This window comes from Staphylococcus sp. 11262D007BW (genome assembly GCF_053547815.1).
The window spans coordinates 1,441,845-1,464,368 of sequence record NZ_JBPWPJ010000001.1 but is presented as its reverse complement, the minus strand read 5'-3'; the positions used below and the strand labels follow the sequence as shown (position 1 = coordinate 1,464,368).

At 34.9% G+C, this 22,524-nt stretch carries 20 protein-coding genes and 1 riboswitch; of the genes, 13 read left to right on the top strand and 7 right to left on the bottom strand.

The annotated features are described in order from the left end of the window. Nucleotides 1-39: 39 nt before the first annotated feature. The 4 genes from ACEE93_RS07265 to ACEE93_RS07250 are packed head-to-tail and all read right to left on the bottom strand — an operon-like array spanning nucleotide 40 to nucleotide 5,212. A complete protein-coding gene (locus ACEE93_RS07265; protein ID WP_449156292.1) occupies nucleotides 40-1,143 on the bottom strand; it encodes a mannitol-1-phosphate 5-dehydrogenase in 1,104 nt (367 codons plus the stop codon). Further along, nucleotides 1,143-1,577, bottom strand: a complete 435-nt coding sequence (locus tag ACEE93_RS07260) for a PTS sugar transporter subunit IIA (RefSeq protein WP_449156291.1) — start codon at nucleotides 1,575-1,577, stop codon at nucleotides 1,143-1,145. The genes ACEE93_RS07265 and ACEE93_RS07260 overlap by 1 nt, the downstream gene beginning before the upstream one ends. A 12-nt stretch (nucleotides 1,578-1,589) precedes the next feature. Then, nucleotides 1,590-3,620, bottom strand: coding sequence for a BglG family transcription antiterminator (locus ACEE93_RS07255; RefSeq protein ID WP_449156477.1), 2,031 nt, complete (start codon nucleotides 3,618-3,620; stop codon nucleotides 1,590-1,592). A gap of 32 nt (nucleotides 3,621-3,652) precedes the next feature. Beyond that, nucleotides 3,653-5,212: a PTS mannitol transporter subunit IICB gene (locus tag ACEE93_RS07250; protein WP_449156289.1), complete on the bottom strand. Its 1,560-nt coding sequence runs from the start codon at nucleotides 5,210-5,212 to the stop codon at nucleotides 3,653-3,655. Nucleotides 5,213-5,780: 568 nt separating this feature from the next. Here ACEE93_RS07250 and glmS point away from each other — a divergent pair. Both glmS and ACEE93_RS07240 read left to right on the top strand, forming a co-directional pair. Next, a complete protein-coding gene (gene glmS / locus ACEE93_RS07245) occupies nucleotides 5,781-7,583 on the top strand; it encodes a glutamine--fructose-6-phosphate transaminase (isomerizing) (protein WP_449156476.1) in 1,803 nt (600 codons plus the stop codon). 171 nt (nucleotides 7,584-7,754) lie between these two features. Beyond that, the gene (locus tag ACEE93_RS07240) at nucleotides 7,755-8,615 is read left to right on the top strand and encodes a Cof-type HAD-IIB family hydrolase (protein WP_449156287.1); all 861 of its coding nucleotides are present in this window, start codon (nucleotides 7,755-7,757) and stop codon (nucleotides 8,613-8,615) included. A gap of 57 nt (nucleotides 8,616-8,672) precedes the next feature. Here ACEE93_RS07240 and ACEE93_RS07235 read toward each other — a convergent pair whose 3' ends face one another. Continuing rightward, entirely contained in the window at nucleotides 8,673-9,590 is a 918-nt protein-coding gene (locus ACEE93_RS07235) for a hypothetical protein (RefSeq protein ID WP_449156286.1), read from the bottom strand. 238 nt (nucleotides 9,591-9,828) lie between these two features. Between ACEE93_RS07235 and ACEE93_RS07230 the strand changes: the two genes are divergently transcribed. The 6 genes from ACEE93_RS07230 to ACEE93_RS07205 all read left to right on the top strand — a co-directional run bounded on the left by ACEE93_RS07230 (nucleotide 9,829) and on the right by ACEE93_RS07205 (nucleotide 15,700). Continuing rightward, nucleotides 9,829-10,542: a FadR/GntR family transcriptional regulator gene (locus ACEE93_RS07230; RefSeq protein WP_449156285.1), complete on the top strand. Its 714-nt coding sequence runs from the start codon at nucleotides 9,829-9,831 to the stop codon at nucleotides 10,540-10,542. Nucleotides 10,543-10,847: 305 nt separating this feature from the next. Beyond that, nucleotides 10,848-11,786, top strand: a complete 939-nt coding sequence (manA, locus tag ACEE93_RS07225) for a mannose-6-phosphate isomerase, class I (RefSeq protein ID WP_449156475.1) — start codon at nucleotides 10,848-10,850, stop codon at nucleotides 11,784-11,786. Between the two features lie 22 nt (nucleotides 11,787-11,808). After that, the gene (locus tag ACEE93_RS07220; protein WP_449156283.1) at nucleotides 11,809-12,045 is read left to right on the top strand and encodes a hypothetical protein; all 237 of its coding nucleotides are present in this window, start codon (nucleotides 11,809-11,811) and stop codon (nucleotides 12,043-12,045) included. A 104-nt stretch (nucleotides 12,046-12,149) separates the two neighbouring features. Beyond that, nucleotides 12,150-13,511: an EVE domain-containing protein gene (locus ACEE93_RS07215; protein ID WP_449156282.1), complete on the top strand. Its 1,362-nt coding sequence runs from the start codon at nucleotides 12,150-12,152 to the stop codon at nucleotides 13,509-13,511. A 348-nt stretch (nucleotides 13,512-13,859) separates the two neighbouring features. Continuing rightward, nucleotides 13,860-15,224 (top strand): Na+/H+ antiporter NhaC, encoded by a 1,365-nt coding sequence (nhaC, locus tag ACEE93_RS07210; protein WP_449156297.1) that lies wholly within the window; start codon nucleotides 13,860-13,862, stop codon nucleotides 15,222-15,224. Between the two features lie 71 nt (nucleotides 15,225-15,295). Further along, nucleotides 15,296-15,700, top strand: a complete 405-nt coding sequence (locus ACEE93_RS07205) for a thiol-disulfide oxidoreductase DCC family protein (protein WP_449156281.1) — start codon at nucleotides 15,296-15,298, stop codon at nucleotides 15,698-15,700. Nucleotides 15,701-15,757: 57 nt separating this feature from the next. Here ACEE93_RS07205 and deoD read toward each other — a convergent pair whose 3' ends face one another. Continuing rightward, the gene (gene deoD / locus ACEE93_RS07200; protein ID WP_449156280.1) at nucleotides 15,758-16,468 is read right to left on the bottom strand and encodes a purine-nucleoside phosphorylase; all 711 of its coding nucleotides are present in this window, start codon (nucleotides 16,466-16,468) and stop codon (nucleotides 15,758-15,760) included. 201 nt (nucleotides 16,469-16,669) lie between these two features. Between deoD and ACEE93_RS07195 the strand changes: the two genes are divergently transcribed. Continuing rightward, nucleotides 16,670-17,971 (top strand): pyrimidine-nucleoside phosphorylase, encoded by a 1,302-nt coding sequence (locus tag ACEE93_RS07195; protein ID WP_449156279.1) that lies wholly within the window; start codon nucleotides 16,670-16,672, stop codon nucleotides 17,969-17,971. Nucleotides 17,972-17,984: 13 nt separating this feature from the next. Next, a complete protein-coding gene (locus ACEE93_RS07190) occupies nucleotides 17,985-18,338 on the top strand; it encodes a DoxX family protein (protein ID WP_449156278.1) in 354 nt (117 codons plus the stop codon). A 73-nt stretch (nucleotides 18,339-18,411) separates the two neighbouring features. Here ACEE93_RS07190 and ACEE93_RS07185 read toward each other — a convergent pair whose 3' ends face one another. Next, nucleotides 18,412-18,882 carry an S-ribosylhomocysteine lyase gene (locus ACEE93_RS07185; RefSeq protein WP_449156277.1) on the bottom strand — a complete coding sequence of 157 codons (471 nt, stop codon included), beginning with the start codon at nucleotides 18,880-18,882 and terminating at the stop codon, nucleotides 18,412-18,414. A 168-nt stretch (nucleotides 18,883-19,050) separates the two neighbouring features. Then, nucleotides 19,051-19,157, top strand: a riboswitch (SAM riboswitch). A 98-nt stretch (nucleotides 19,158-19,255) separates the two neighbouring features. Here ACEE93_RS07185 and ACEE93_RS07180 point away from each other — a divergent pair. From ACEE93_RS07180 to ACEE93_RS07170, 3 genes are all read left to right on the top strand, one after another. Then, the gene (locus ACEE93_RS07180) at nucleotides 19,256-20,440 is read left to right on the top strand and encodes a M20 family metallopeptidase (RefSeq protein WP_449156276.1); all 1,185 of its coding nucleotides are present in this window, start codon (nucleotides 19,256-19,258) and stop codon (nucleotides 20,438-20,440) included. Nucleotides 20,441-20,442: 2 nt separating this feature from the next. Continuing rightward, nucleotides 20,443-21,621, top strand: coding sequence for an L-aspartate--L-methionine ligase LdmS (gene ldmS, locus ACEE93_RS07175; RefSeq protein ID WP_449156296.1), 1,179 nt, complete (start codon nucleotides 20,443-20,445; stop codon nucleotides 21,619-21,621). 99 nt (nucleotides 21,622-21,720) lie between these two features. After that, nucleotides 21,721-22,380 (top strand): DUF2750 domain-containing protein, encoded by a 660-nt coding sequence (locus tag ACEE93_RS07170; protein WP_449156275.1) that lies wholly within the window; start codon nucleotides 21,721-21,723, stop codon nucleotides 22,378-22,380. The last annotated feature ends 144 nt before the right edge of the window (nucleotides 22,381-22,524 follow it).

Below are 22,524 nucleotides of genomic sequence, written 5' to 3'. Positions count from 1 at the left end.
ATGCTTAGAAAGGGCATACTATCGTTTTATTTTGCGGAATTATAATGATTGATATATTTTTTCGATGTCTTGTGCTAAGTGGCTATCCACTTGAGCATGTGATTCTAAAAAGGATGCTACACTTTGATTTTGAAGTGATTCATCTTTTTCGACGCTTTCTTTATCATTTGTATCCTGATATTTTAAAGCGTAGGCAGCCAATGTAGATAATGCATGATGTGACATCCCTTTTTTATATAAATAATTAAGAGGTTTCATAATACGGTCATTTGGACCTAACTTTCGTAAAACACCTCGACCTACACGAGTAATATCATCTGATAAATGAGGGTTTTTAAAACGATTAATAATTGTTTCACGATAAGCTGCTAAGTCTTTTGTATCAAAATCATAACAACTTGCTAAATACTGACTTGTTTCTTCTAAAGTACTGTTTAAACCACTTTTAATCTCGGGATGACTAACTGCTTCCAATATTGTCTCTAAACCGTAATATTGACCTGCATAAGCTAGATAAGCGTGTCCTGTGTTAACAGTGAGCAATTTACGTTCAATATAAGGTGTTAATGAGTTAACATATTTTACACCTTCAAGACGCTTACCATACCAAGTAGATGCTTCAATAACCCATTCAAAAAATGGTTCAACTGTAACATCTAAAAGATGATCATGCTGTTGAATTGGTACGATACGATCTACGGCAGCATTAGAAAAATGGATGCTATCATCAAAAACACCTACTTCTGCTTCTAATGCCTCTCTTAACTGATCTGTTGCATTAATCGCATTTTCACAGGCTACAATATTAACGGGTTTTGTTCGTTGCTTGAGAGGTCGGGCAAGTGATTTTGCAATAATCGGCAAAATTTGTACACCAACTGCAGTAGTAATGACATCTGCTTCTAATATTGCTTTTTCAAGTTGTTTTTGGTCATCTTCGCTGTGTAGTGCATCAACCTCATTTACGGTGATCTTAGTTTGTTCATCGTTCGCTAATGTAACATCATAATGACGCTCTTGTTTTAATTGGTTTACAATTTTAGAATTAACATCAGCAAATGTTACATGGTAGTGGTTATCTGATAATATTAGGCCGATAAAACCTCGACCTATATTACCAGCACCAAAATGAAGAGCTTTCATTATGCATCGGCCTCCTCGAATACACGACGAATTGTTTCAGTATCTTGAGCGTTTACTATAGTATCAACATTCTCCTCTTCACTAAATGCAATGGCAATTTGTGAAAGTAAATCTAAATGTTCACCATCTTTTCCTGCAATACCAATAACTACATTTACTGTTTCACCATTCCAATCGATACCATTCGGAATTTGAATAAATGATAATCCAGATTGTAATACTTCATTTTTAGCTTCATCAGTACCATGAGGTATTGCTAAGCCGTTTCCCATAAAAGTAGAAACAACTTGTTCACGTTCTTTCATAGCTGTAATGTAATCTTCTGTAACCGCGCCGCTTTTAACAAGCAGTTCTCCAGCTTTTTCAATCGCTTCTTCTTGTGATTGAATTGTTTGATTTAATAACATTGTTTCATCTTTTAATAATTGTTCCATGATTATCGCTCCTTAAATTGTTTTGATAAATTGTACGATTTCTTCCGAGACTAATTCATAAAGTTGAAGATCAGTTTCATAAGATGTGATTTGATCTAGTTGTAAAGCAAGTGATCCATAAATATTACTCATCAAAGGTTGTAATTTAGATGAGTAGGGGAGAAATGCACAAAGTAATGTAGAAATATCATGATTTTCCTCCATTTTGATAGGTGTCTCTAATTGAATAATTAGAATGGTTGGTATTTGTATTGAGTTATGTGTTAAATGAGGAATCGCTATAGAATAAGGTGATATTATAAATGACTGTTTATTATGCTTAGAAACGAGAGCCTCATAAATCACTTGATCTTCATTTAAGTTTATTCTCTGGTGATTTTTTAAAAGTTCTACAATTGTTGTTGCCCAATTTGTAGTCATGTCAGTTTGATGAATAATAATGTTGTCTGCCAATTGAATACTATGCTTCATTAATTGAAGTTGATCATTTACCCCAATGTTAGTGTCACTCTTATTAGGCAATGAGTTAGAATTCGTCTTTGCTTGTTGTTTAGAAAACTGTTGCTGTAAAAACTCAGAAGTTCTTTCAAACTCATAAGGTGGTAATAACGGGTTAACCGTTAAGTATGGATAATCTATATCTAAATCTACAGTAGATATAATTGCGTCGTAGTCACTTAATGACATTTGATTTAACTCACCCACTGAAATTTGTTTTATGTTGGTGATATTTGAAAAACTTTCATATAAACGATTGGCTAGTATTCGACTTGTCCCAATACCGCTACTACATACTACTAGTAAGTGTCTTCCTTGAGGTTCTTTAGTCATTGCACCACCAAAATGCAAGACAAGAAAAGCAATCTCGTGTATTGAAAACGAATAAGTTGGCCAAATCTTTGAAACGCCTTCCTTAACTGCTTCAAAGAGTAAAGGATAACTTTGACGTATTCTTTGAGTCATTGGATTATAAGTTTCTATATTAAATTGAATACGATTAAGTGCAGGAGTGATGTGTAACTGTAAGCCTTCAATCAGAGCTTGTCTATGATGAAAGTGTGTTTTTAATGTGCTTTCAACTGATTGCACTAATTGATGAATAGCAATAAATGTATCTTCTAAATTATCTTCTGATTTTTCAAATTTACGTTTGGCACTTTGTAAGTGAATCGTGATAAACGTAATTTCTGCTGTGTTTAAATGAACGTCATAGACATTTGATAATTGATTAGCAATAGATGTTGCCACTTGAAACTCTAGAGAATCCTTAACGCTTTGCACAATCGACTGATCAATTGAAACATACTCGTGACCTTTGACACGTTCTATGCTTAATGAAATGTGAATTAATAAATTTAAGTAGCTAGATTCAGTTAGAGAGTAGGGAAGATTGTCTAAATCATCCATTAACAATCTTTCTACTTGGAAAACTTCTTTTACATCAATCATTGGTAAACGCTCGTGAGTGATTGATTGAAATACAAAATGATCTTCTATGACTGAATAAACACTTAAACTATCGAGTCTTTCCATCATGAGCTGACTTAGTAATTCACGCTTATTCATCTCACTACCATGGATAGAAACGCCTACACCGCGTTTACGAACTAACGTAATTTGAAATTGTGTTAAATCTTTTTCTAAGTCATCTAATATAGCACCTAATTGTTGTAAAGAAGTTCCAATTTCACTTGCTAACCCAATTTGTTTAATCGGTTCATTTGCTTGAATTAATGCATAGAGTAATATGACTTTACGTTCTTCTAAGCTCAAATTATTTGGAACTTCTGAGGCTATATGTGTTTTTAATGTTTGAAAAGCATGTGAATCGCCGTTTAAGAAAATGCCTTTCTTCTTTTCGCGAATGAGATGAATATCAAATGATGACAAACTGTCTTTCAGTCTTTTAAGTTCGCGATGTACAGTTCTAGAAGATACTGCTAAATGCTGTGCAATATCATAAATACGAAGTGGAATATCACGATTTTTTAGCAGTAACTCTAAAATTTGGCGTTCGCGATTAGAGAAATACGTAATAATCATCACTCCTTTCTTTCAGTGAATAGACAGTTAAATTATTCATTATCAGACTGAAAACTTTGAATAAGTTCTTCATATCTTGGTGAATTTAAGAAATTATCAACTGAAATATGAATGCCGTTAGGTACTTGTTTGATTGCGCGATCTGTTAGCTTTTTCTGAGTAATGATAAGTTCAGCATCATCTGTGAGTTGATTAATGGCTTTATTTGTTACATCAACATTCTCTATACCTGCTTTTTGGAATTTTTTACGTAACATACTTGCCCCCATTGCGCTAGACCCCATACCGGCATCACAAGCAAAGATAATATGATGAATATTTGAATAGTCATGGGCTTCTACATTTTCAGTATCGTATTTTTCAAGTAAGTGATCAGTATCATCTTCTGTATCTTGGGCATTATCAGATGTTGTACTGTCATTCTGAGCTTGAGTATTTTGAACTTGATCATTGTTGTCTGAAGCCACTAATGTATCTTTTACTCGAGAAGGTTTCCCTTTGTTAGATTCCATTTTGGCCGTTGCATCTTCTAGGCTTGTTTTTGATTGCTTCGTGAATTTTAAAATAAGTGATGCTACGGTAAAACTTACAATGGTAGAAAGTATTACACCTAATATCATTACTAAATAATTTCCTTTAGGTGTTACAGCAAAATAAGCTAAAATCGAACCAGGTGAAGCGGGACTTGTTAAACCAAAATCAAATAAACTAAACGTTGCAACACCTGTCATCCCACCAGCAATGGCAGCTAGTGCTAATAACGGACGTGCCAATACATATGGGAAATAAATTTCGTGAATACCACCAATAAAGTGGATAAAAGCTGCGCCATAAGATGTAGCTTTTTCAGTTCCTTTACCAAAAATCATATAAGCAATTAATATACCTAGACCTGGTCCAGGGTTAGATTCTAATGTATATAAAATTGAACGTCCGAGTTCACTTACTTGTTCTGTAGCCAGTGGTGTTAAAACACCGTGATTAATAGCGTTATTTAAAAATACAATTTTAGCTGGTTCAATAAGAATACTGACTAAAGGTAATAATTGCATTGAGATTAAAAAGTCAACGCCAGCACCTAGTAATTTCATTAAACCTTCAACTAATGGTGCTAATAATTGATAACCTATTAGAATTAAAAAGAAAGAAAGAAATCCTGCTGAAAAATTGTTGAATAACATCTCTAAACCATTAGGTGTGCGTGGTTGAAGAAATTGATCAACTTTTTTCATTAACCAACCAGCTAATGGCCCCATAATCATTGCACCAATAAGCATAGGTGTATCTGGAAATGCTACAATAACCCCCATAGTTGCTGTAGCACCGACAATACCACCACGTAAATCGTGAACTAAACGCCCACCACTGTATGCAATAAGTAATGGGATTAAATATTTAATCATTGGATCAACAATAGAAGCGAAATTTTCGTTAGGTAACCACCCATCTGGAATAAATAACGCTGTAATTAATCCCCAAGCGATAAAAGCACCAATATTAGGCATAATCATGCTGCTTAAAAAAGAACCGAATGCTTGGACACTGCGTTGCATACGTTCTTTAGTCGTCATTTGTGTTGTATCTTGCGACATATTGTGAAGCCCCCTTTTGTGTAATGTATTGCTACCTTCGTGATAGGAGGCGATAAGTTGAATAACAATATAAAGAAAATGTGACTTTGTCATCATTAATATGACAAATTGTTATTTGTCACAAATTGACATAGTTTTTTTAAAATTGAAAACGTTTTCTGTTTGGTTTCATTTGCAAAGTATTGTTACAAAAGGGTAAAATAAGTTATGTTGTTTAAAAGGAGGATTAGTTATACAACATATAAAGCGCCAGCACAAATCACTCATTTAACATTAACTTAATGAGCTAATAACAGGGTTGATTAAGGTTAGATGAACGGTTTGTAGACGAGGAAGATAGTGATCGAATGATTTCGGCGGATGCTATCTCGGATGTGGCTCATTCGTTAGCTTATTAATTAAATCGATAAGGTGACTTATCGGACAAAGTTAATAAGATCGCCAGAATAAAAATATATTAAACAAGCGACACTAAATAACGTATCTGTGTCATCACTAATAACAGAGTGAAAGTAACAGATTTTAACGTGTTTTGGTACCGTTTGATTTGTAATGGAGGAATTTAATTATGTGCGGAATTGTCGGATATATTGGATATCAAAATGCAAAAGAATTATTACTTAAAGGATTAGAAAAGTTAGAATATCGTGGTTATGATTCAGCAGGGATTGCAACACGTGATGATCAAGATATTACAGTAACTAAGGAAAAAGGTCGTATTGCAGATTTAAGAAAAGCAGCAGATAACGATATTGATGGTACAGCTGGTATTGGTCATACACGTTGGGCGACACATGGTGTGCCAAACTATGAAAACTCACATCCACATCAATCATCAAATCATCGTTTTACACTTGTACACAATGGTGTTATTGAAAACTATGAAGATTTAAAACAACAATATATTCCAGAAGTAGAACTTGTATCAGAAACAGATACAGAAGTGATTGTGCAATTAGTAGAACATTTTTCAAATGAAGGATTAGCTACGGAAGATGCTTTTTCTAAAGTTGTAAGCTTACTTCATGGTTCATATGCTTTAGGTCTTTTAGATCGTGAAGACAATGATACAATTTATGTTGCTAAAAACAAATCACCTTTATTAGTTGGTATTGGTAATGACTTTAACGTTATTGCTTCAGATGCACTTGCAATGATTCAAGTAACAAAAGAATACAAAGAATTAAAAGACCAAGAAATTGTACTTGTAAAACGTGACGAAGTTATTATTAAAGATTTAGATGGTAACGTTGTAGAAAGAGAAAGTTATATTGCAGAAATTGATGCGTCAGATGCTGAAAAAGGTGTTTATGATCACTATATGTTAAAAGAAATTCATGAACAACCTGCTGTAATGCGTCGTATTATTCAAGAATATCAAGATGACAATGGTGATTTAAAAATTGATCCTGCCATTATAAAAGATGTTCATGCAGCGGATCGTATTTATATTATTGCAGCTGGTACGAGTTATCACGCAGGCCTTGTCGGTAAAGAGTTTATTGAAAAATGGGCAGGCGTTCCAACAGAAGTTCATGTGGCATCTGAATTTGTTTACAACATGCCATTATTATCTGAAAAACCACTGTTCATCTTTATTTCCCAATCAGGTGAAACAGCAGACAGTCGTGCGGTATTAGTCGAAACAACAAAATTAGGTCATAAATCACTTACAATTACCAATGTAGCAGGTTCTACATTATCTCGTGAAGCAGACCATACATTACTATTACATGCAGGTCCTGAGATTGCGGTTGCATCAACAAAAGCGTATACAGCACAAATTGCGGTACTTTCTATTTTATCTCAAGTTGTGGCGAAAGAGCGTGGACGTGAAGCGGAAATTGATTTACTTCGTGAACTTGCTAAGGTAACGACAGCCATTGAAACAATTGTGGACGATGCACCGAAAATGGAACAAATTGCAACAGACTTCCTTGAAACAACACGAAATGCATTCTTTATTGGTCGTACAATTGATTACAATGTCAGCCTTGAAGGTGCTTTAAAACTTAAAGAAATTTCATATATCCAAGCAGAAGGTTTTGCTGGAGGAGAATTAAAACACGGTACGATTGCATTAATTGAAGATGGTACACCAGTGATTGCACTATCAACACAAGATAATGTGAACTTATCTATTCGTGGTAATGTGAAAGAGGTTGTAGCAAGAGGTGCTAACCCTTGTATTATTTCTATGGAAGGATTAGAAAGAGAAGGCGATACGTACGTTATCCCACATGTACATGAGTTATTAACACCACTTGTGTCTGTCGTAACATTACAATTAATTTCTTACTATGCTGCATTACATCGCGATTTAGATGTGGATAAACCACGTAACTTAGCAAAATCAGTAACAGTTGAATAATTCAAATAGGTGATATAGGCTGGCACAGCAACCACGAGTTGTTGTGCCAGCCTTTAATTTTATGTTTTTTGAAGACGTGATAAAATTCAACGCCAGAGAGCGTATCTTATATTGCTAATTTCTATGTTTAATGCCACACTATAGATAAAGTATGTGAAAGGAACGTTGAAAATGAAACAAGTAAAAGCAATATTTTTAGATATGGATGGGACTGTTTTGCGGGAAGACAACCGTATGTCTTCTTTTACAGCTGATACAATAGCATCACTAAGAGAAAAAGGTCTTAAAGTATTTTTAGCGACGGGTCGTGCATATGAAGAAATTGAAATGTTAATGCCTAAAAATGTCGAATTTGATGGTATGATTTCTTCTAATGGTACAAGAGGGCACATACAAGGAAAAGTCTTATTTGAACATGATTTAAGTGTGAACACTGTTCAAAACATTGTGCAACAAGCACAGCAATTAAATATCTACTATGAAGTGTTTCCTTTTTCAGAACCTAGATTTGCTTTGAAGAAAGATCAAGATTGGATGTTAACATTAGTACAAGGTGAGAAACCATCAACAGTTTATGAAAGTGAATGGTTATCTCGATTAGAAGCGATTGAGCATAAATTAACATGGCGTGATGATATCCCAACAGATATAGGTTATTCTAAAATGTATCTATTCCATCCAGATTTAACCAAAATTGACAAGTTTAGAACGCAAATGCTTGCGCAATCTGAAGACTTGAAAATTGAAGTATCAAATTCTACTCCAAATAACGTAGAAACAATGGCCTATCAAATCAATAAAGGTACGGGGATTCGAGAGATGTGTGACCATTATGGTATCGACATTGAAGAAACATTAGTGATGGGTGATAGTGACAATGATCGCGCTATGTTTAAAGTTGGCGAGGTAACGGTAGCTATGAACAACGCGTCTGCTTCAATTAAAGCACTCACGACTCATGTGACAGAATATGATAATAATCAAGATGGTGCAGCTCAATTTTTACGTGGTCAATTTTTAGAAGAGGCATAATGTGTTGAAATATAAAAAAGTGGAACAAGTCGTTAAACGGCTCATTCCACTTTTTTATTATGATTCTGTTGTTTTTGATTCTTCTTTTTGTCCGTATTGTAAATAATATTGAACGATTGTTCCGATAATCATAAAGAAGATGAAATAACGGATAAGGAAAAAGACAACACTTAAAATGTTTGCGATGATGGATGCAGCATTTTGTGAGATGCCTGATAAACCAAGGAGAATCAATGTATAAACAGGACCATAAGCTAAAATCACGATTAAGTTTGATAACATAATACCAATGAAAAATTTGAAAAATGTATGTTGTTTATTTTTCATATGACGCCAAGCATTTTTTAAATGTACTTTTACAGGTTCTTCTGGTTCATGTACAAGAGATGTTGCTGCATTCGTAATATAGATGACTGAAAGCCATGTTAGAATGCTTGTAATGACTGGAATGATTACAGAAATAATTAATGAGTACACGAGCATATTATTAGGATCTGTAATAGAAATAGATGATTTTTGTACGATCCATTGTGCCAGTGTTGAAATACCTGAGTTAATAAAGTAATTAATGAACTGTGTCACAATAATAATTAAAAGTGCTACAAGTCCAATAACAAGAGCTTTACGCCATACTTTTCCTTTAAAACTACTAAATAAATCTTTAAATGAAACAGTTTTATTTGGTAATAATGCATTTCGATATGTTCTTACTGACCCAGTGTATAGTGGTAAAATAACCAAAAGGAATAGCAATAATATGAGTAAGACTATACCAATTGTAGCAATGATGAGTGTGGCCATATTACCTTGACCTGTAAACATGAACATGAGCCACATGTTCATAATCATTTGTACTGGGAGTAATGAAATGGTAAAGAGTAATAACATAATAACCAAATTAATTAAATTGGCTACTAATAATTTACCTTTTTGAGGTGTGGCATTACGCCAGAATAGTTTTGTAAAATGAAACAACGAAGAATCCTCCTTTCAACATATAAATCACATTATCAAAAAGTTGTTCATTTGAAAATCAAAAAGGTGAAAATCAGGCTAGAGTCCTATGGAAATCGCATCGTATGCAATTTTTAATTTTTGAAATCTAATCATTTGAGCGAACCTCATTAAAATAAATATAAATAAATCACGATTTATGGCCAAGGAGATTGTGTTATTTGATAGAATATAAAAGGAAAGTTTAGGAGGCCGACTAATGAAAATTTCAAGTCAAAAAATATATGAGCAAATTGCAGATTTACTCATTCAACAAATTGAACAAGGGAAATTACAAGTGGGGGATCGACTGCCCTCTATACAAAAGTTATCTGAGGAGTACGGTGTTAGTAATGCTTCCATTCGTGAGGCGTTAAACGCATTGCGTATGATCGGGTTGATAGAAATCAAACAAGGCTACGGGACCTTTATTAAAGCGAACCACCCTCAATTATTCGATTTTTCTTCGCAACAACTTACTAAAGAACGCGTTCAAGAAATATTAGAATTACGTGAAGTTGTTGAAATTTCTACCGCTCAATTTGCATCTAACAGAAGAAGTGAAGAAGACATTGAAGCGATGAATTTAGCGCTTAAAGAAATGAATGAAGCTATTGGTCAACAACGGTCTGGGGAAGAAGCGGATTTAAAGTTTCATCTTGCAATTGCAAAAGCTTCTCAAAATCGCCTATTGTATGAGTTATTAAATAATATTTCTGATTTAATTCAACAAACGATGAAAGGTACACGCAGAATTTACATTTATAATCGCCAAAAAACGATGGAAAAGTTAATGGAAGAACATATAGCGATATTGGAGGCCATTCAAAACAAAGATGAATCACAAGCTGCTAAAGCAATGACACAACATTTAGCTGAAATTCGTCAAACATTAATTGATAATTTTATTGTTGAATCAGAGGCTGAGACATAAAGCGATAATGCTCTGGAAAACCGATTAACGGTGTCCCAAAAGCAGGATTTTCGGCAGAAAGTTCACGATTCGCCAAAATTTGAAAAAACAATTTTAGCTCTTCGTTCGCTTCTGCTCAAATCCTAAACGCTTTTGTCCCAACCTCATTATGCTATAAACGCCTATTAATTTTTACGGTACTTTTCGTTCAGATATGATACAATCACAATAGATTTAATTGCACGTACAATCGACAGTGAGGTTAGGGTATGAATGAATAATGACCCGCCTCATAACCTTAATCAAGACTAAGAGGTGAAGCACCGATGCCATTAATTTTTGAACCTGTATTTAAAGAGCGACTTTGGGGTGGAACGCACTTAACACAATTTAACTATGAATTACCTAATGATCATATTGGAGAAGTATGGGGGATTTCTACGCATCCAAATGGAGCGAATCGTATTTTAAATGGGCCATATCAAAGTATGACATTAGATGAAGTTTGGACGAAGTATCCAAAGTTATTTGGAGAGTTCCCATCGGAAAAGTTTCCTTTATTAACAAAAATTTTAGATGCGGCGGACAAATTATCTGTGCAAGTCCATCCTGATGATACATATGCTTATGAACATGAAAATGGTGAATATGGTAAAACGGAATGTTGGTATGTTTTAGATGCTGAAGAAGGTGCGGAAATTATATATGGAACGCATGCCCAAACTCAAGAGGAATTAAATTACAAGATAGACCATCATCATTTTGATAGCTTGTTTAAACGTATTCCTGTCAAAAAAGGGGATTTCTTTTATGTGCCTGCGGGTACGGTTCACGGAATAGGTAAGGGGATTATGATACTTGAAACTCAACAATCTTCGGATACGACCTATCGTATTTATGATTATGATCGTGTGAATGATCAAGGAGAACTAAGACCCCTTCATCTTGAACAAAGTAAAGATGTGATTAATATTAGTGATGAAAGTCCAAATGTGATTCCGCATACAGAAATGATAGAAAGTCATAAATGTACGACATTTGTTTCCAATTCCTTTTTTACTGTTACAAAATGGAGTATTAGTGGCACACTGAACTATATGAAGCCACGTGAATTTGTACTTGTTTCAGTGATTGAAGGTGAGGGACAGTTGATTGCAGATGGTGAAATCTTTAAAATTCAAAAAGGAGACCATTTCATCTTAACTGCAGAGGATTTAGATAATGTTTTTGAAGGCGAAATGGACGTCATCATTAGTTATATTTAAGGAAGATTAAGGAGAAGATTCAATGAGGATAGGACTTTATATCGCGTTAATTTGCGGCATTCTTTCAGGTGTCTCCACTTTTTTCTACGTCGACTTATTTCCGTCTTTAGTATTTCCAATTATTATTGGTTTGATAGGCATTATTGCGATGATTTGGACTTTTCCTAATCAGCATATTAGTAAAATGTTAAAGGTATTTGGTATTTTAATTAATGCATTTCCAGTGCTTGCTGGAATACTTCAAATAGTTACACAATAAATGAATGTGAAATTTTATTTAAAGATAAATCAGTAGCATTTCGTTCCCATTCGATATCAATACATCAACGACGACGATATTATGAAAAGGAGATTTAGTACATCATGTCGGAAGAAACAAATTATTTTTGGTTAAATTGTGGTTACAATCGATGGAATCATAATGAACCATTAGTTGGGCAAACAACAGTTTTTGAATCAGGTGCACAGTTTAATCCAACACAAGGGTTTCGTGCTTTTAAACAAGCCCAAGTTGGCGATAAGGTGATTTTTTATCAAGTCCAAACTGATGCTGGCCTATTAGGGTGGGGCGAGATTACAAGTGTTATGACAGGTGCACAGAACAAAATTCATGTTCAATTTAAGTTTAATGAAACGTTAAAACCATTAACGATTGATTATTTAAAACGAAGTGAAGCATTAGAATTTCGTATGACGAATATGAGGGAATCACTTTTTAATAAAATTTCAGAAGAAGAATTTGATATTATTAAAAAGTTAGGTACAGGAGAAATGCCTATTCCGCGTTATTTCTTCATGGCTGAAACAGAGAATTTTGAACCTGGAGAGACTTACACGATTTTCACACACACAAGAAATGGTATTAAACGCAATGGCTACCATTATTACACACAACTTGAAATCGGCGACCAAATCATTATTTATAATAAATATGTGAATCAGTCAGTCATTGGGCGAGCAGAAGTAGCACATCATATACAAACTTTACCGCCTCAACCTGGACGCACAAATACAACAGCTATTCAAATTAAGTATCTTGAGGATATTCAGCCTGTCTCATTGATGACATTAAATAAACACGCTAAATTGAAAAATTTATATTTCTTACAGGAAAATGCGAAACAGGCCATTGCAAGTTTAACGTCGACGCAATATGAAGCAATTATGGATATGAGTCAAAATGGTGGCGTTAAAGGTCAATTTGAAACGATTTCGACTGAAAATAATCCAAAAGATGAAGATATTAAACCGTTTATATTATTAATTGCGGACGATAAAGAAGAAGGTTTAAAAGCGGCAGAGTCATTAGTTGAAAGAGCAAACGCTTCTTCAGTCATTACTGTAGGGCATCCGGACTTTTCAGAAGAAATGCTTTATGGCCGCTACCTACCAAATGAAGCAGGGGCGTTATATTACAGAGAAGGTTTTATCACAGATTTAATGCCTAAAAGTGAACGTCAATATTTAGTGATTGATCAATTTGAACGTATTGATCCAGATATTTTTCAAACGTATATCAATGTACTTGAAGGCTACGAAGTGACTTTACCAAGATATAATAAAGACGGTAGCATGATTAAATGGAGTCGCGAAAAAGATTCATTTTATCGTTTTAATCCAAATTGGCACATTGTAGGTGTGACATATTTAACACCAAAACAAGTGAAAGAACGTTATTCAGATCAGTTTTTAAAATATGCCAGAATTATTCAAGTGAAACATTAATATGAAGTGAGGTTGTGACACTATTAATTGCTTTCCTAAAGCCTTAATATTTTATGTCTCAGTCCTCAATAAGAGAGAGAAACCACATTTTCTACTTTGAAAATGTGGTCCTTTTATTATATTATAAAAAAATAACGTTTATAGTGAGACTACTGTGTGAGGTTTATAGAGGTATCCTTTAAATTGTTAGAATATACAAAAAAGTGTTGAAGGTTACATAGATACATAGTAATATAAATGTAATCGTTTACATTACACTTTAAACAAAGGGAGTGCACATTATTGAAAAGTAAAACTCGTGAGAAGAAGGAAATCAATGTTTGGTATGCACTATTAACATTAGCGATTATGATAGGTACGATGCTATATACGGTCGTGGTTTTACAGGTAGCACCACATATACCGTTATTAATTGGTACATCTGCAGCGATTATCATTACGCTACTTCACGGATACAAATGGGATGAAGTTGAAGAGATGATGTATAAGGGGATTAGACATGCGCTACCAGCCATTGTCATTATTATGTTGGTTGGACTCATTATCGGTGCATGGATAGGTAGTGGTGTTGTTGCAGCGATGATTTATTACGGTTTGAAGTTAATTTCACCTACTTATTTTTTAGCGGTTGTCGTGTTAATCTGTGGGATTGTAGCATTGGCAATTGGAAGTAGTTGGTCTACAATGGCCACAATTGGTGTAGCTTCGATGGGGATTGGTATTAGTATGGGGTTATCGCCAGGAATGGTCGCTGGAGCAGTAATATCGGGTTCTTATTTTGGGGATAAAATGAGTCCGTTATCAGATACTACTAACCTTGCTTCAGGCCTAACAAATGTAGATTTATTTGAACATATTAAACACATGTTTTTTACAACCATTCCAGGTTTGATTATTAGTTTAATTGCATTTTTCATTTTAGGTCAGATATATGGTAGTAACAATTTAAATCAGGAACGCATTGACACCATTATGAATGCGATCGATGACTCATTTACGATTTCGCCGCTATTATTAATTGTACCGGTTATTGTTATTGTCATTGTAGCGTTAAAAGTGCCCGCTATTCCAGCAATAGTAATAGGGGTGGTCCTTGGCTTTTTCACTCAAATTTTCTTCCAAGGTGATTCATTATTAGATGCTGTTACAGCCTTGCAGACAGGATATGAAATCGATTCAGGCAATGAAACGATTGATGAACTCTTTAATCGTGGTGGGTTAGAGTCTATGTTCTATACCATTTCTTTAACTTTAGTAGCAATGACATTTGGTGGATTGTTAGAATATTCTGGCATGTTAAAGGCACTTATCAATGTAGTGTTGAAGTTTGCTAAGAGCACAGGTTCTTTAATTGCATCTGTTATTGTGTCTTGTATCGGTACGAACGTTACATGTTCTGAACAATACATCTCAATCATTGTGCCATCACGTATGTACGTGTCTACGTTTATTGATAAGGGACTACATCCTAAGAACTTATCTAGAGCACTTGAGGATGGCGGAACATTAACGTCTGTATTTGTACCTTGGAATACTTGTGGTGTGTTTATTGCTACAACACTAGGTGTTTCAGTAGCTCAGTACGCACCATTTGCTATTCTGAATATGGTGGTGCCAATTATTTCAATCATTTATGGCTTTATTGGCTTTAAAATTATTAAGCTCTCAAAAGAAGAAAAACGTTACTTCCAACAACAAGAGGCGTTGGAATAATATTCACATAACGTGATTTTGAAACTTTTTAAACAGGGTAAAGATAAGAAAGCTGTTTAAGGAGGATGGATATGCCAATTATTTATTATGATGATCATTGCATCTATTGTTATAATTACGCAATATGGCTTATTCGCAATGGCTTACCGAGAAATTATGAGTTTATTCCGTTAAAAAGTGCAGCTGGTGATCAGTTGCGTAAGGACTACCCTGAAGTAGATTCATATAATAGTGTGGTGCTTCAGGAAGGTGACCATTTATATTTTGAATCAAAAGCGATTATCAAGCTCATTTTTAAATTGAAAAAGTTTCAATGGCTAGCTGCATTAATGTGGCTCGTACCTAGTCCGGTTCGAAATATAGGTTATCGATTATTTGCGAATAATAGAGATAAAATGTGGAAAACCACTTGGGCAAAGCCAACTGATGAGGAGCAACGCTTTTTCTCAGATTCAGATCAAAATAAAACCATTTAGACATAAAAAAACGAGTAGCAGTACCATGCATTGAACTTGCTACTCGTTTTTCTATGTTTATTCAGCGATTTCTAAAGCGACTTCCATCATTTGTGTAAATGAGTTTTGACGTTCTTCAGCTGTTGTTGCTTCATCGCGAAGTAAGTGGTCACTTACAGTAAATATACCTAAAGCTTTTTTACCTGCTTTGATGGCATTTAAATATAAGCCTGCAGATTCCATTTCGACACCTAAAATACCCATGTCGATCCATTTTTGGTTGAAATCTGGGTCTGCGTTGTAGAATGTGTCAGAAGATAATACATTACCTACGTGTGTACGTGCACCGATATCATCAGCTTTATTTTTAGCTTGTACGATTAAATCAAAGTCAGCTAGGGGTGCAAAATGACCTGGAATTTGATATTGATCAACGTAATTTGAATTTGTTGAAGCGCCTTGTGCAATAATAATGTCATATAAATTGACATCTTCCTGCATTGCACCACAAGAGCCAATGCGAATAATCGTTTCTACACCGAAAAAGTTGTATAGCTCATAAGAATAAATACCAATACTTGGAATACCCATACCTGAGCCCATTACTGATACTTCTTTGCCTTTATATGTACCTGTATAACCGAACATGTTACGTACTTCATTAAACTGTTCAACATTTTCTAAATAGTTATCCGCGATATATTTAGCGCGTAATGGATCCCCAGGCATTAAAACCGTTTTTGCAATTTTTGTCCCATTTGGTTGAATATGAGGTGTCCCTTGAGTCATAGAAATCTCTCCTTTTAACAATAGATATTGTCATTAATCTAAAGATAACAGATGACCCTTTAAATGTCGACGAAAACCTTAAGAAGCGGTACTAAAAGGAGACACTGTTTAAAGCATTATAAATTTACCATTGTTTCATAAATAGGTATAATATAGGTGAATAGTTGAGGAATAAATAAGTATTAGAAAAGAGGGACAGCTATGAGAATGGTAGATATTATTTCCAAAAAAAGAGATGGCTATGCTTTAACAGAAGAGGAAATTCGTTTTGTGGTTGAAGGCTATACTAATGGTGATATTCCTGATTATCAAATGTCGAGTCTTGCGATGGCGATTTTCTTCCAAGATATGAACGACGAAGAACGTGCTGCTTTAACAATGGCAATGGTCGAGTCTGGTGATCAAATTGATTTATCGAATATTAAAGGCATCAAAGTGGATAAGCACTCAACTGGGGGTGTTGGTGATACAACAACACTTGTATTAGCGCCGCTAGTTGCATCACTAGGTGTACCAGTTGCTAAAATGAGTGGTCGAGGATTAGGTCACACAGGTGGTACAATTGATAAATTAGAAGCTGTAGAAGGATTTCACGTCGAATTATCAGATGAATCATTTATCCAAAATGTGAACGAACACCAAATCGCAGTTATCGGACAAACAGGTAATTTAACACCTGCGGATAAAAAGATTTATGCCTTGAGAGATGTGACAGGGACTGTGAATTCAATCCCACTCATTGCTTCTTCAATTATGAGTAAAAAAATTGCAGCGGGTGCGGACGCCATTGTGCTAGATGTTAAAACAGGCAATGGTGCATTTATGAAAACCGTAGAGGAAGCGGAAGCCTTGGCGCATGCAATGGTTCAAATTGGTAACCAAGTGGGTCGTCAGACAATGGCAATTATTTCGGATATGAGTCAACCTTTAGGCTATGCTATTGGGAATGCACTTGAATTAAAAGAAGCAATAGATACATTAAAAGGTGAAGGACCAGAAGATTTAACAGAACTTGTACTTACATTAGGAGCTCAGATGGTCGTTTTGGCTCAAAAGGCAGAGACATTAGATGAGGCACGTCAAAAATTACAGGAAGTGATCGATAATGGTAAAGCGCTTGAAAAGTTTAAAACATTTTTAGACATTCAAGGCGGCGATGCTTCTGTAGTTGATGATCCTACACGTTTACCTCAAGCACAATATCAAATTGAGTTACCAGCAAAAAAATCAGGTGTCGTGTCAGAGATTGTTGCTAATGAGATTGGCATTGCTTCTATGATGTTGGGCGCAGGTCGTCAAACGAAAGAAGATCAAATTGATTTAGCGGTCGGCCTTAAATTGCATAAAAAAGTGGGAGACACTGTGTCTGAAGGAGAAAGTTTGTTAACGATTTATGCTAATCGCGAAAATGTTGAAGATGTAAAGCAAAAATTGTACGATAATATTGCGATTCAAGATACGACAACATCTCCAGATTTAATTTATAAAGTCATTACAGAATAAAAAGGATGGTAAAATGAAGCGTTTATTAAGAATTGTAATGGGTCTTGCCTTTGGTATGATTGGTATTTTACATTTCACAAGAGAACGACAATTTCGTCGTATCGTCCCGCACTATTTGCCGCTTCGTAAAACAGCGGTACTTGTCACAGGGGTATTTGAAATGATGATTGGGTTAGTTTTAGTGTTTAAACGCCCTTCATATATGTTTAAACATGGGATAATCGCCTTTTTATGGGCAGTTTTACCAGCAAACATTTATATGGCGCGTAAACAGCTCCCATTAGGTGACAAACATTTACCGAAATCAGTGCTATACGCTAGAATACCAATGCAATTTGTCTTAATGGCAATCATTCGTAAATTATAAAAATAGCCCTTGAGTTCACACTAGGTTATGGAACTCAAGGGTTATTTTATTGAATATTTATCATGGTGTAGAGTTATTTGCCATTACCATAAATATCATGCCATTGATCGCGATGATCTAAAAAACTTTGAGCAATCTCTTTTGCACCTTCTAAAGAATGTGATGCTGCCCAGCCACATTGTACTTCGTTGCATGCTGGTACTTCTGATGCATTAAGTACATCGTTTAATGTTTTTTCTACAATATCTAGCACATCATCGTAGTTATCATGGTTAATGAATGATACGTAGAATCCAGTTTGACAACCCATTGGACTTAAATCTACTACTTTGTCAGTATGGTTGCGAATGTTTTCAGCCATTAAGTGTTCTAAAGAATGAAGTCCCGGCATTTCCATATGTTCTTTGTTAGGTTGTTTAAAGCGAATATCATATTTATAAATTTCATCGCCATTTAATCCTTCCATTTTACCTGCAAGGCGGATAAATGGTGCAACAACTTTTGTATGATCTAAGTTAAAACTTTCAACGTTCATTTTAGGCATTCAAATCAACCTCCTATATCTTTTAATTTCATTTTAACATATTTTAGTCTAGATAAAACATCTTAAAGATGAGTATTTAACTCTGATTTATTAATAGATATATGAAAATTTAGAATATTGAATGACAAATCGTGTTAAATCGGTTAAACTGTTTAATAACTTAATAAAAATTTATCAAGAGTGGTGGAGGGACTTGGCCCTACGAAACCCCGCAACCTCATCGACATACGATAAAGGTGCTAAATCCAACAGCGTTGAATGCTGAAAGATAAATAACGACAAGATGTTATCAACCTTATCTCATCACACTTGATATAACAGGTGATTGAGTTTACGGTTTGGTAACTTTTTTTATTTGGAAGGGGAGAAGAGAATGGTTACAACACAACAACATATTTTAGACTATATTGATAATCATCGACTCACATATATTGATATGAGTCATCAAATACATGAACGACCTGAAGTCGGCAATGAAGAATTATTTGCATCACGATTATTAATCGACCACTTAAAAAGTCATCAATTTGAAGTTACAAAAGATATTGCCGGGCATGCAACAGGATTTATTGCAGAATATGAATCCTCTAAAGAAGGTCCGACAATTAGCTATTTAGCGGAATACGATGCGTTACCTGGGTTAGGGCATGCGTGTGGTCATAATATTATTGGGACAGCTAGTGTGTTGGCAGCTATAGCATTAAAACAAGTGATTGATGAGATTGGAGGTCGAGTGGTCGTCTTTGGTTGCCCTGCTGAAGAAGGTGGAGAAAATGGCAGCGCCAAAGCGTCTTATGTTAAAGAGGGGCTATTTGATGAGGTGGATGTGGCATTAATGGTGCATCCAGGCAACGAAACGTATCCTACCATTCCTACATTAGCTGTAGATGTATTAGACATTAAATTTTTTGGAAAAAGTGCACATGCGTCGGAAAATGCTTATGAAGCGCGAAATGCACTAGATGCTATGCTAAGTTTTTTTAATGGCATCAGCCAACTAAGACAACATATCCGTCAAACAGATCGTGTACATGGTGTGATTTTAAACGGTGGAGAAGCGGCGAATATTATTCCAGATTTTACACACGCTCGTTTTTATACGAGAGCAATGTCTCGTAAAGAGTTAGATGTACTTACTGAACGTGTCCATCAAATTGCCAAAGGTGCAGCAATTCAAACAGGATGTCGTTATGAATTTGATCCTATTCAAAATGGGGTGAACGAATTTGTTCGTAATACACAACTTGATTTATTGTTCGAAAAGCATGCGACCACTTTAGGCGAAGAAGTTAGTCATGATGACTTCGGATATGGGTCTACTGATACAGGCAATGTCAGTCATGTCGTACCCACGATTCATCCACATATTAAAATTGGGCCAAGAAGCTTAGTAGGACATACCCATCGTTTTCGAGAAGCAGCACAGAGTCCAATGGGAGATAAAGCGTTGATAAAAGGTGCTAAAATTATTGCAACAATGGGGGCAGAATTAATTCAAGACGAGGCATTATTGACATCTATTCAAGCGCACCATCAAAAGTTAAAGGAGAAATTATAATGATGATGACATCTCCGAAAATGACGATGGGTGAACTGTATGATTCAAATGTAGTGTATACGTCGCGTCCTTCTTATGTGTCTAACCCTTGGCTTGAACCGGATGAACATCAATCTAACTTTTTAACTGGACGGGAGTTATTGATTTCAGATCTTCCAGTGATTGTGCATGAGGCAAGTATTACGTCAAAGTTAGAGACATTATTTAAGTTAGTCGATCAAACTGTGCCGCAAAATTTATACACCTTTAATAATCAAGAAAGTTATGAAACATTATTAAAGACTTTAGTGAATGATGAAGATCAACGCATCTATTTTCAATATGTGCATGGGGAAGATATTGTAGCTGATAATAAATACGCTATTAATAAAGATCTTTTTGTTCAATTGAATAATAAATCGAATATTTCTAAATGGACAAATGGTAAGTATTTACCAAAGCGTCAAATTGTCAGTGTAGATGCATTTGAAAGTGAAATCGCACATTGGTCTTTACCTGTTGTGATTAAACCAGGTGATGAATTGCCTACAGCAGGGGGATATGGCGTCATGATATGTTATACAGAGGAAGATTTAGCAAAAGCGAAAGCACGTATCTATCACGCTAAAGAAGCCACACAGACACTCATTATTGAAGATTGTATTGAAGCGGTAGACAATTATTGTGTCCAGTTTGCACGTCATCCTGAAGAAGGGATCGTATATATAGGTTCAGCCAAACAGTTGACGAACGCGTATGGATTTTATAATGGCAATATTAATGCCCAAGATGTACCGGAAAAAGTCATTCAAGCCGGGAGAGAACTCATGCAAAACGCAGTAGATGAGGGATTTATCGGTATTGCAGGATTTGACTTATTAGTAGATGATAAAGGGGACGTTTATGCAATAGATCTAAATTATCGCCAGAATGGGTCGACAAGTATGTTGTTATTAGAACCTGTGTTAAATGGTAACTATCATAAATTTTATAGTTATTTTGCAAATGGTGATAATGAACGATTCTTCAACGCCATTAAGGAATTTGTTCAAAAAGGGGTGTTGTATCCACTCTCTTATTATGATGGTGATTGGTATGAGGATGAACAAGTGCAATCTAGATTCGGTGGTATTTGGCACGTCAATAGTGAAACAGAATTGAATAAATATGAACATGACTTTTTAGAAAAAGCTGGTCTTTAGAAATTTAAATAGAGTGTCATAATGATTCTCCATTCATTGACGAAAGATGAAAACTAGTTTATATTCAAAATTAAGTTGATATGGTAAAGGAGCTTAATTATGTCATATAAAAATGAACGCTTTTATGAAGACATTTTGACAAATGAACAATTTTATTTTGCAGTAAAAGACAAAAAGATTATTAAACATGACCATAACGGGAAAGATTTAGTTTGTTTTTGGACACGAACATCTTTAGCAGAAGCTTATTTAAAAAATCTAGAGATTGAATATGACAAAATTAAAAAAATGGACATTGATCGATTTGCAACATATGAATTAGATGAGATGTTTGACGAAACTGATGAAGCGTTAGTGAATGTGACGGAAAATGCGGAAGGGCATGAAATTAATATTTTTGATGCTTTCAATGAGATTATGTCTGATTTAGATCGTATTCGAATTCGAGAATTTGTTCAAGACATCGCTAACACTGATACCGTTTATGGTTTAACACAAAAAGGATATAAACAGTTTATGATGGTATCTGATGAGTATGATCATTTTTTTGTGCCTGTTTGGAGTTTAAGCAAACGAGCTGAAAAAGTAGCTAATGAAGACTTCGAATCTTTCGAGCTCATCGATGTAGAAGGTGAAGTTTTTTCAGATTGGCTAGATGAACTAAGAGATGATAATCGATACGTGGCTATCGATATTAAACCAGGTGTCATTGGCACAATTGTTTCCGCACAAAAATTAGCAAATGAATTAACAATATAATCAGTAGAGGAAAAGGGCTAGGATAAGAACCTGGTCAAACATAAAAGTAGAGGAGAATCATTAAATGATTTTTCTCTACTTTTTATAGTGCGCCCGGCATGGGTAACATCTTGACGGTGAAAGTCCGTTACAGGCTTGGTAGTA

What these genes read in the sequence shown, in the direction of transcription:
- ACEE93_RS07255 (WP_449156477.1), bottom strand. Translation starts at nt 3,620, where the DNA reads ATGATTATTACGTATTTCTCTAATCGCGAACGCCAAATTTTAGAGTTA.
- ldmS (WP_449156296.1), top strand. Translation starts at nt 20,443, where the DNA reads ATGATGACATCTCCGAAAATGACGATGGGTGAACTGTATGATTCAAAT.
- ACEE93_RS07230 (WP_449156285.1), top strand. Translation starts at nt 9,829, where the DNA reads ATGAAAATTTCAAGTCAAAAAATATATGAGCAAATTGCAGATTTACTC.
- ACEE93_RS07215 (WP_449156282.1), top strand. Translation starts at nt 12,150, where the DNA reads ATGTCGGAAGAAACAAATTATTTTTGGTTAAATTGTGGTTACAATCGA.
- ACEE93_RS07240 (WP_449156287.1), top strand. Translation starts at nt 7,755, where the DNA reads ATGAAACAAGTAAAAGCAATATTTTTAGATATGGATGGGACTGTTTTG.
- ACEE93_RS07265 (WP_449156292.1), bottom strand. Translation starts at nt 1,143, where the DNA reads ATGAAAGCTCTTCATTTTGGTGCTGGTAATATAGGTCGAGGTTTTATC.
- ACEE93_RS07220 (WP_449156283.1), top strand. Translation starts at nt 11,809, where the DNA reads ATGAGGATAGGACTTTATATCGCGTTAATTTGCGGCATTCTTTCAGGT.
- ACEE93_RS07260 (WP_449156291.1), bottom strand. Translation starts at nt 1,577, where the DNA reads ATGGAACAATTATTAAAAGATGAAACAATGTTATTAAATCAAACAATT.
- nhaC (WP_449156297.1), top strand. Translation starts at nt 13,860, where the DNA reads ATGATAGGTACGATGCTATATACGGTCGTGGTTTTACAGGTAGCACCA.
- deoD (WP_449156280.1), bottom strand. Translation starts at nt 16,468, where the DNA reads ATGACTCAAGGGACACCTCATATTCAACCAAATGGGACAAAAATTGCA.
- ACEE93_RS07185 (WP_449156277.1), bottom strand. Translation starts at nt 18,882, where the DNA reads ATGCCTAAAATGAACGTTGAAAGTTTTAACTTAGATCATACAAAAGTT.
- ACEE93_RS07180 (WP_449156276.1), top strand. Translation starts at nt 19,256, where the DNA reads ATGGTTACAACACAACAACATATTTTAGACTATATTGATAATCATCGA.
- glmS (WP_449156476.1), top strand. Translation starts at nt 5,781, where the DNA reads ATGTGCGGAATTGTCGGATATATTGGATATCAAAATGCAAAAGAATTA.
- manA (WP_449156475.1), top strand. Translation starts at nt 10,848, where the DNA reads ATGCCATTAATTTTTGAACCTGTATTTAAAGAGCGACTTTGGGGTGGA.
- ACEE93_RS07205 (WP_449156281.1), top strand. Translation starts at nt 15,296, where the DNA reads ATGCCAATTATTTATTATGATGATCATTGCATCTATTGTTATAATTAC.
- ACEE93_RS07190 (WP_449156278.1), top strand. Translation starts at nt 17,985, where the DNA reads ATGAAGCGTTTATTAAGAATTGTAATGGGTCTTGCCTTTGGTATGATT.
- ACEE93_RS07170 (WP_449156275.1), top strand. Translation starts at nt 21,721, where the DNA reads ATGTCATATAAAAATGAACGCTTTTATGAAGACATTTTGACAAATGAA.
- ACEE93_RS07195 (WP_449156279.1), top strand. Translation starts at nt 16,670, where the DNA reads ATGAGAATGGTAGATATTATTTCCAAAAAAAGAGATGGCTATGCTTTA.
- ACEE93_RS07250 (WP_449156289.1), bottom strand. Translation starts at nt 5,212, where the DNA reads ATGTCGCAAGATACAACACAAATGACGACTAAAGAACGTATGCAACGC.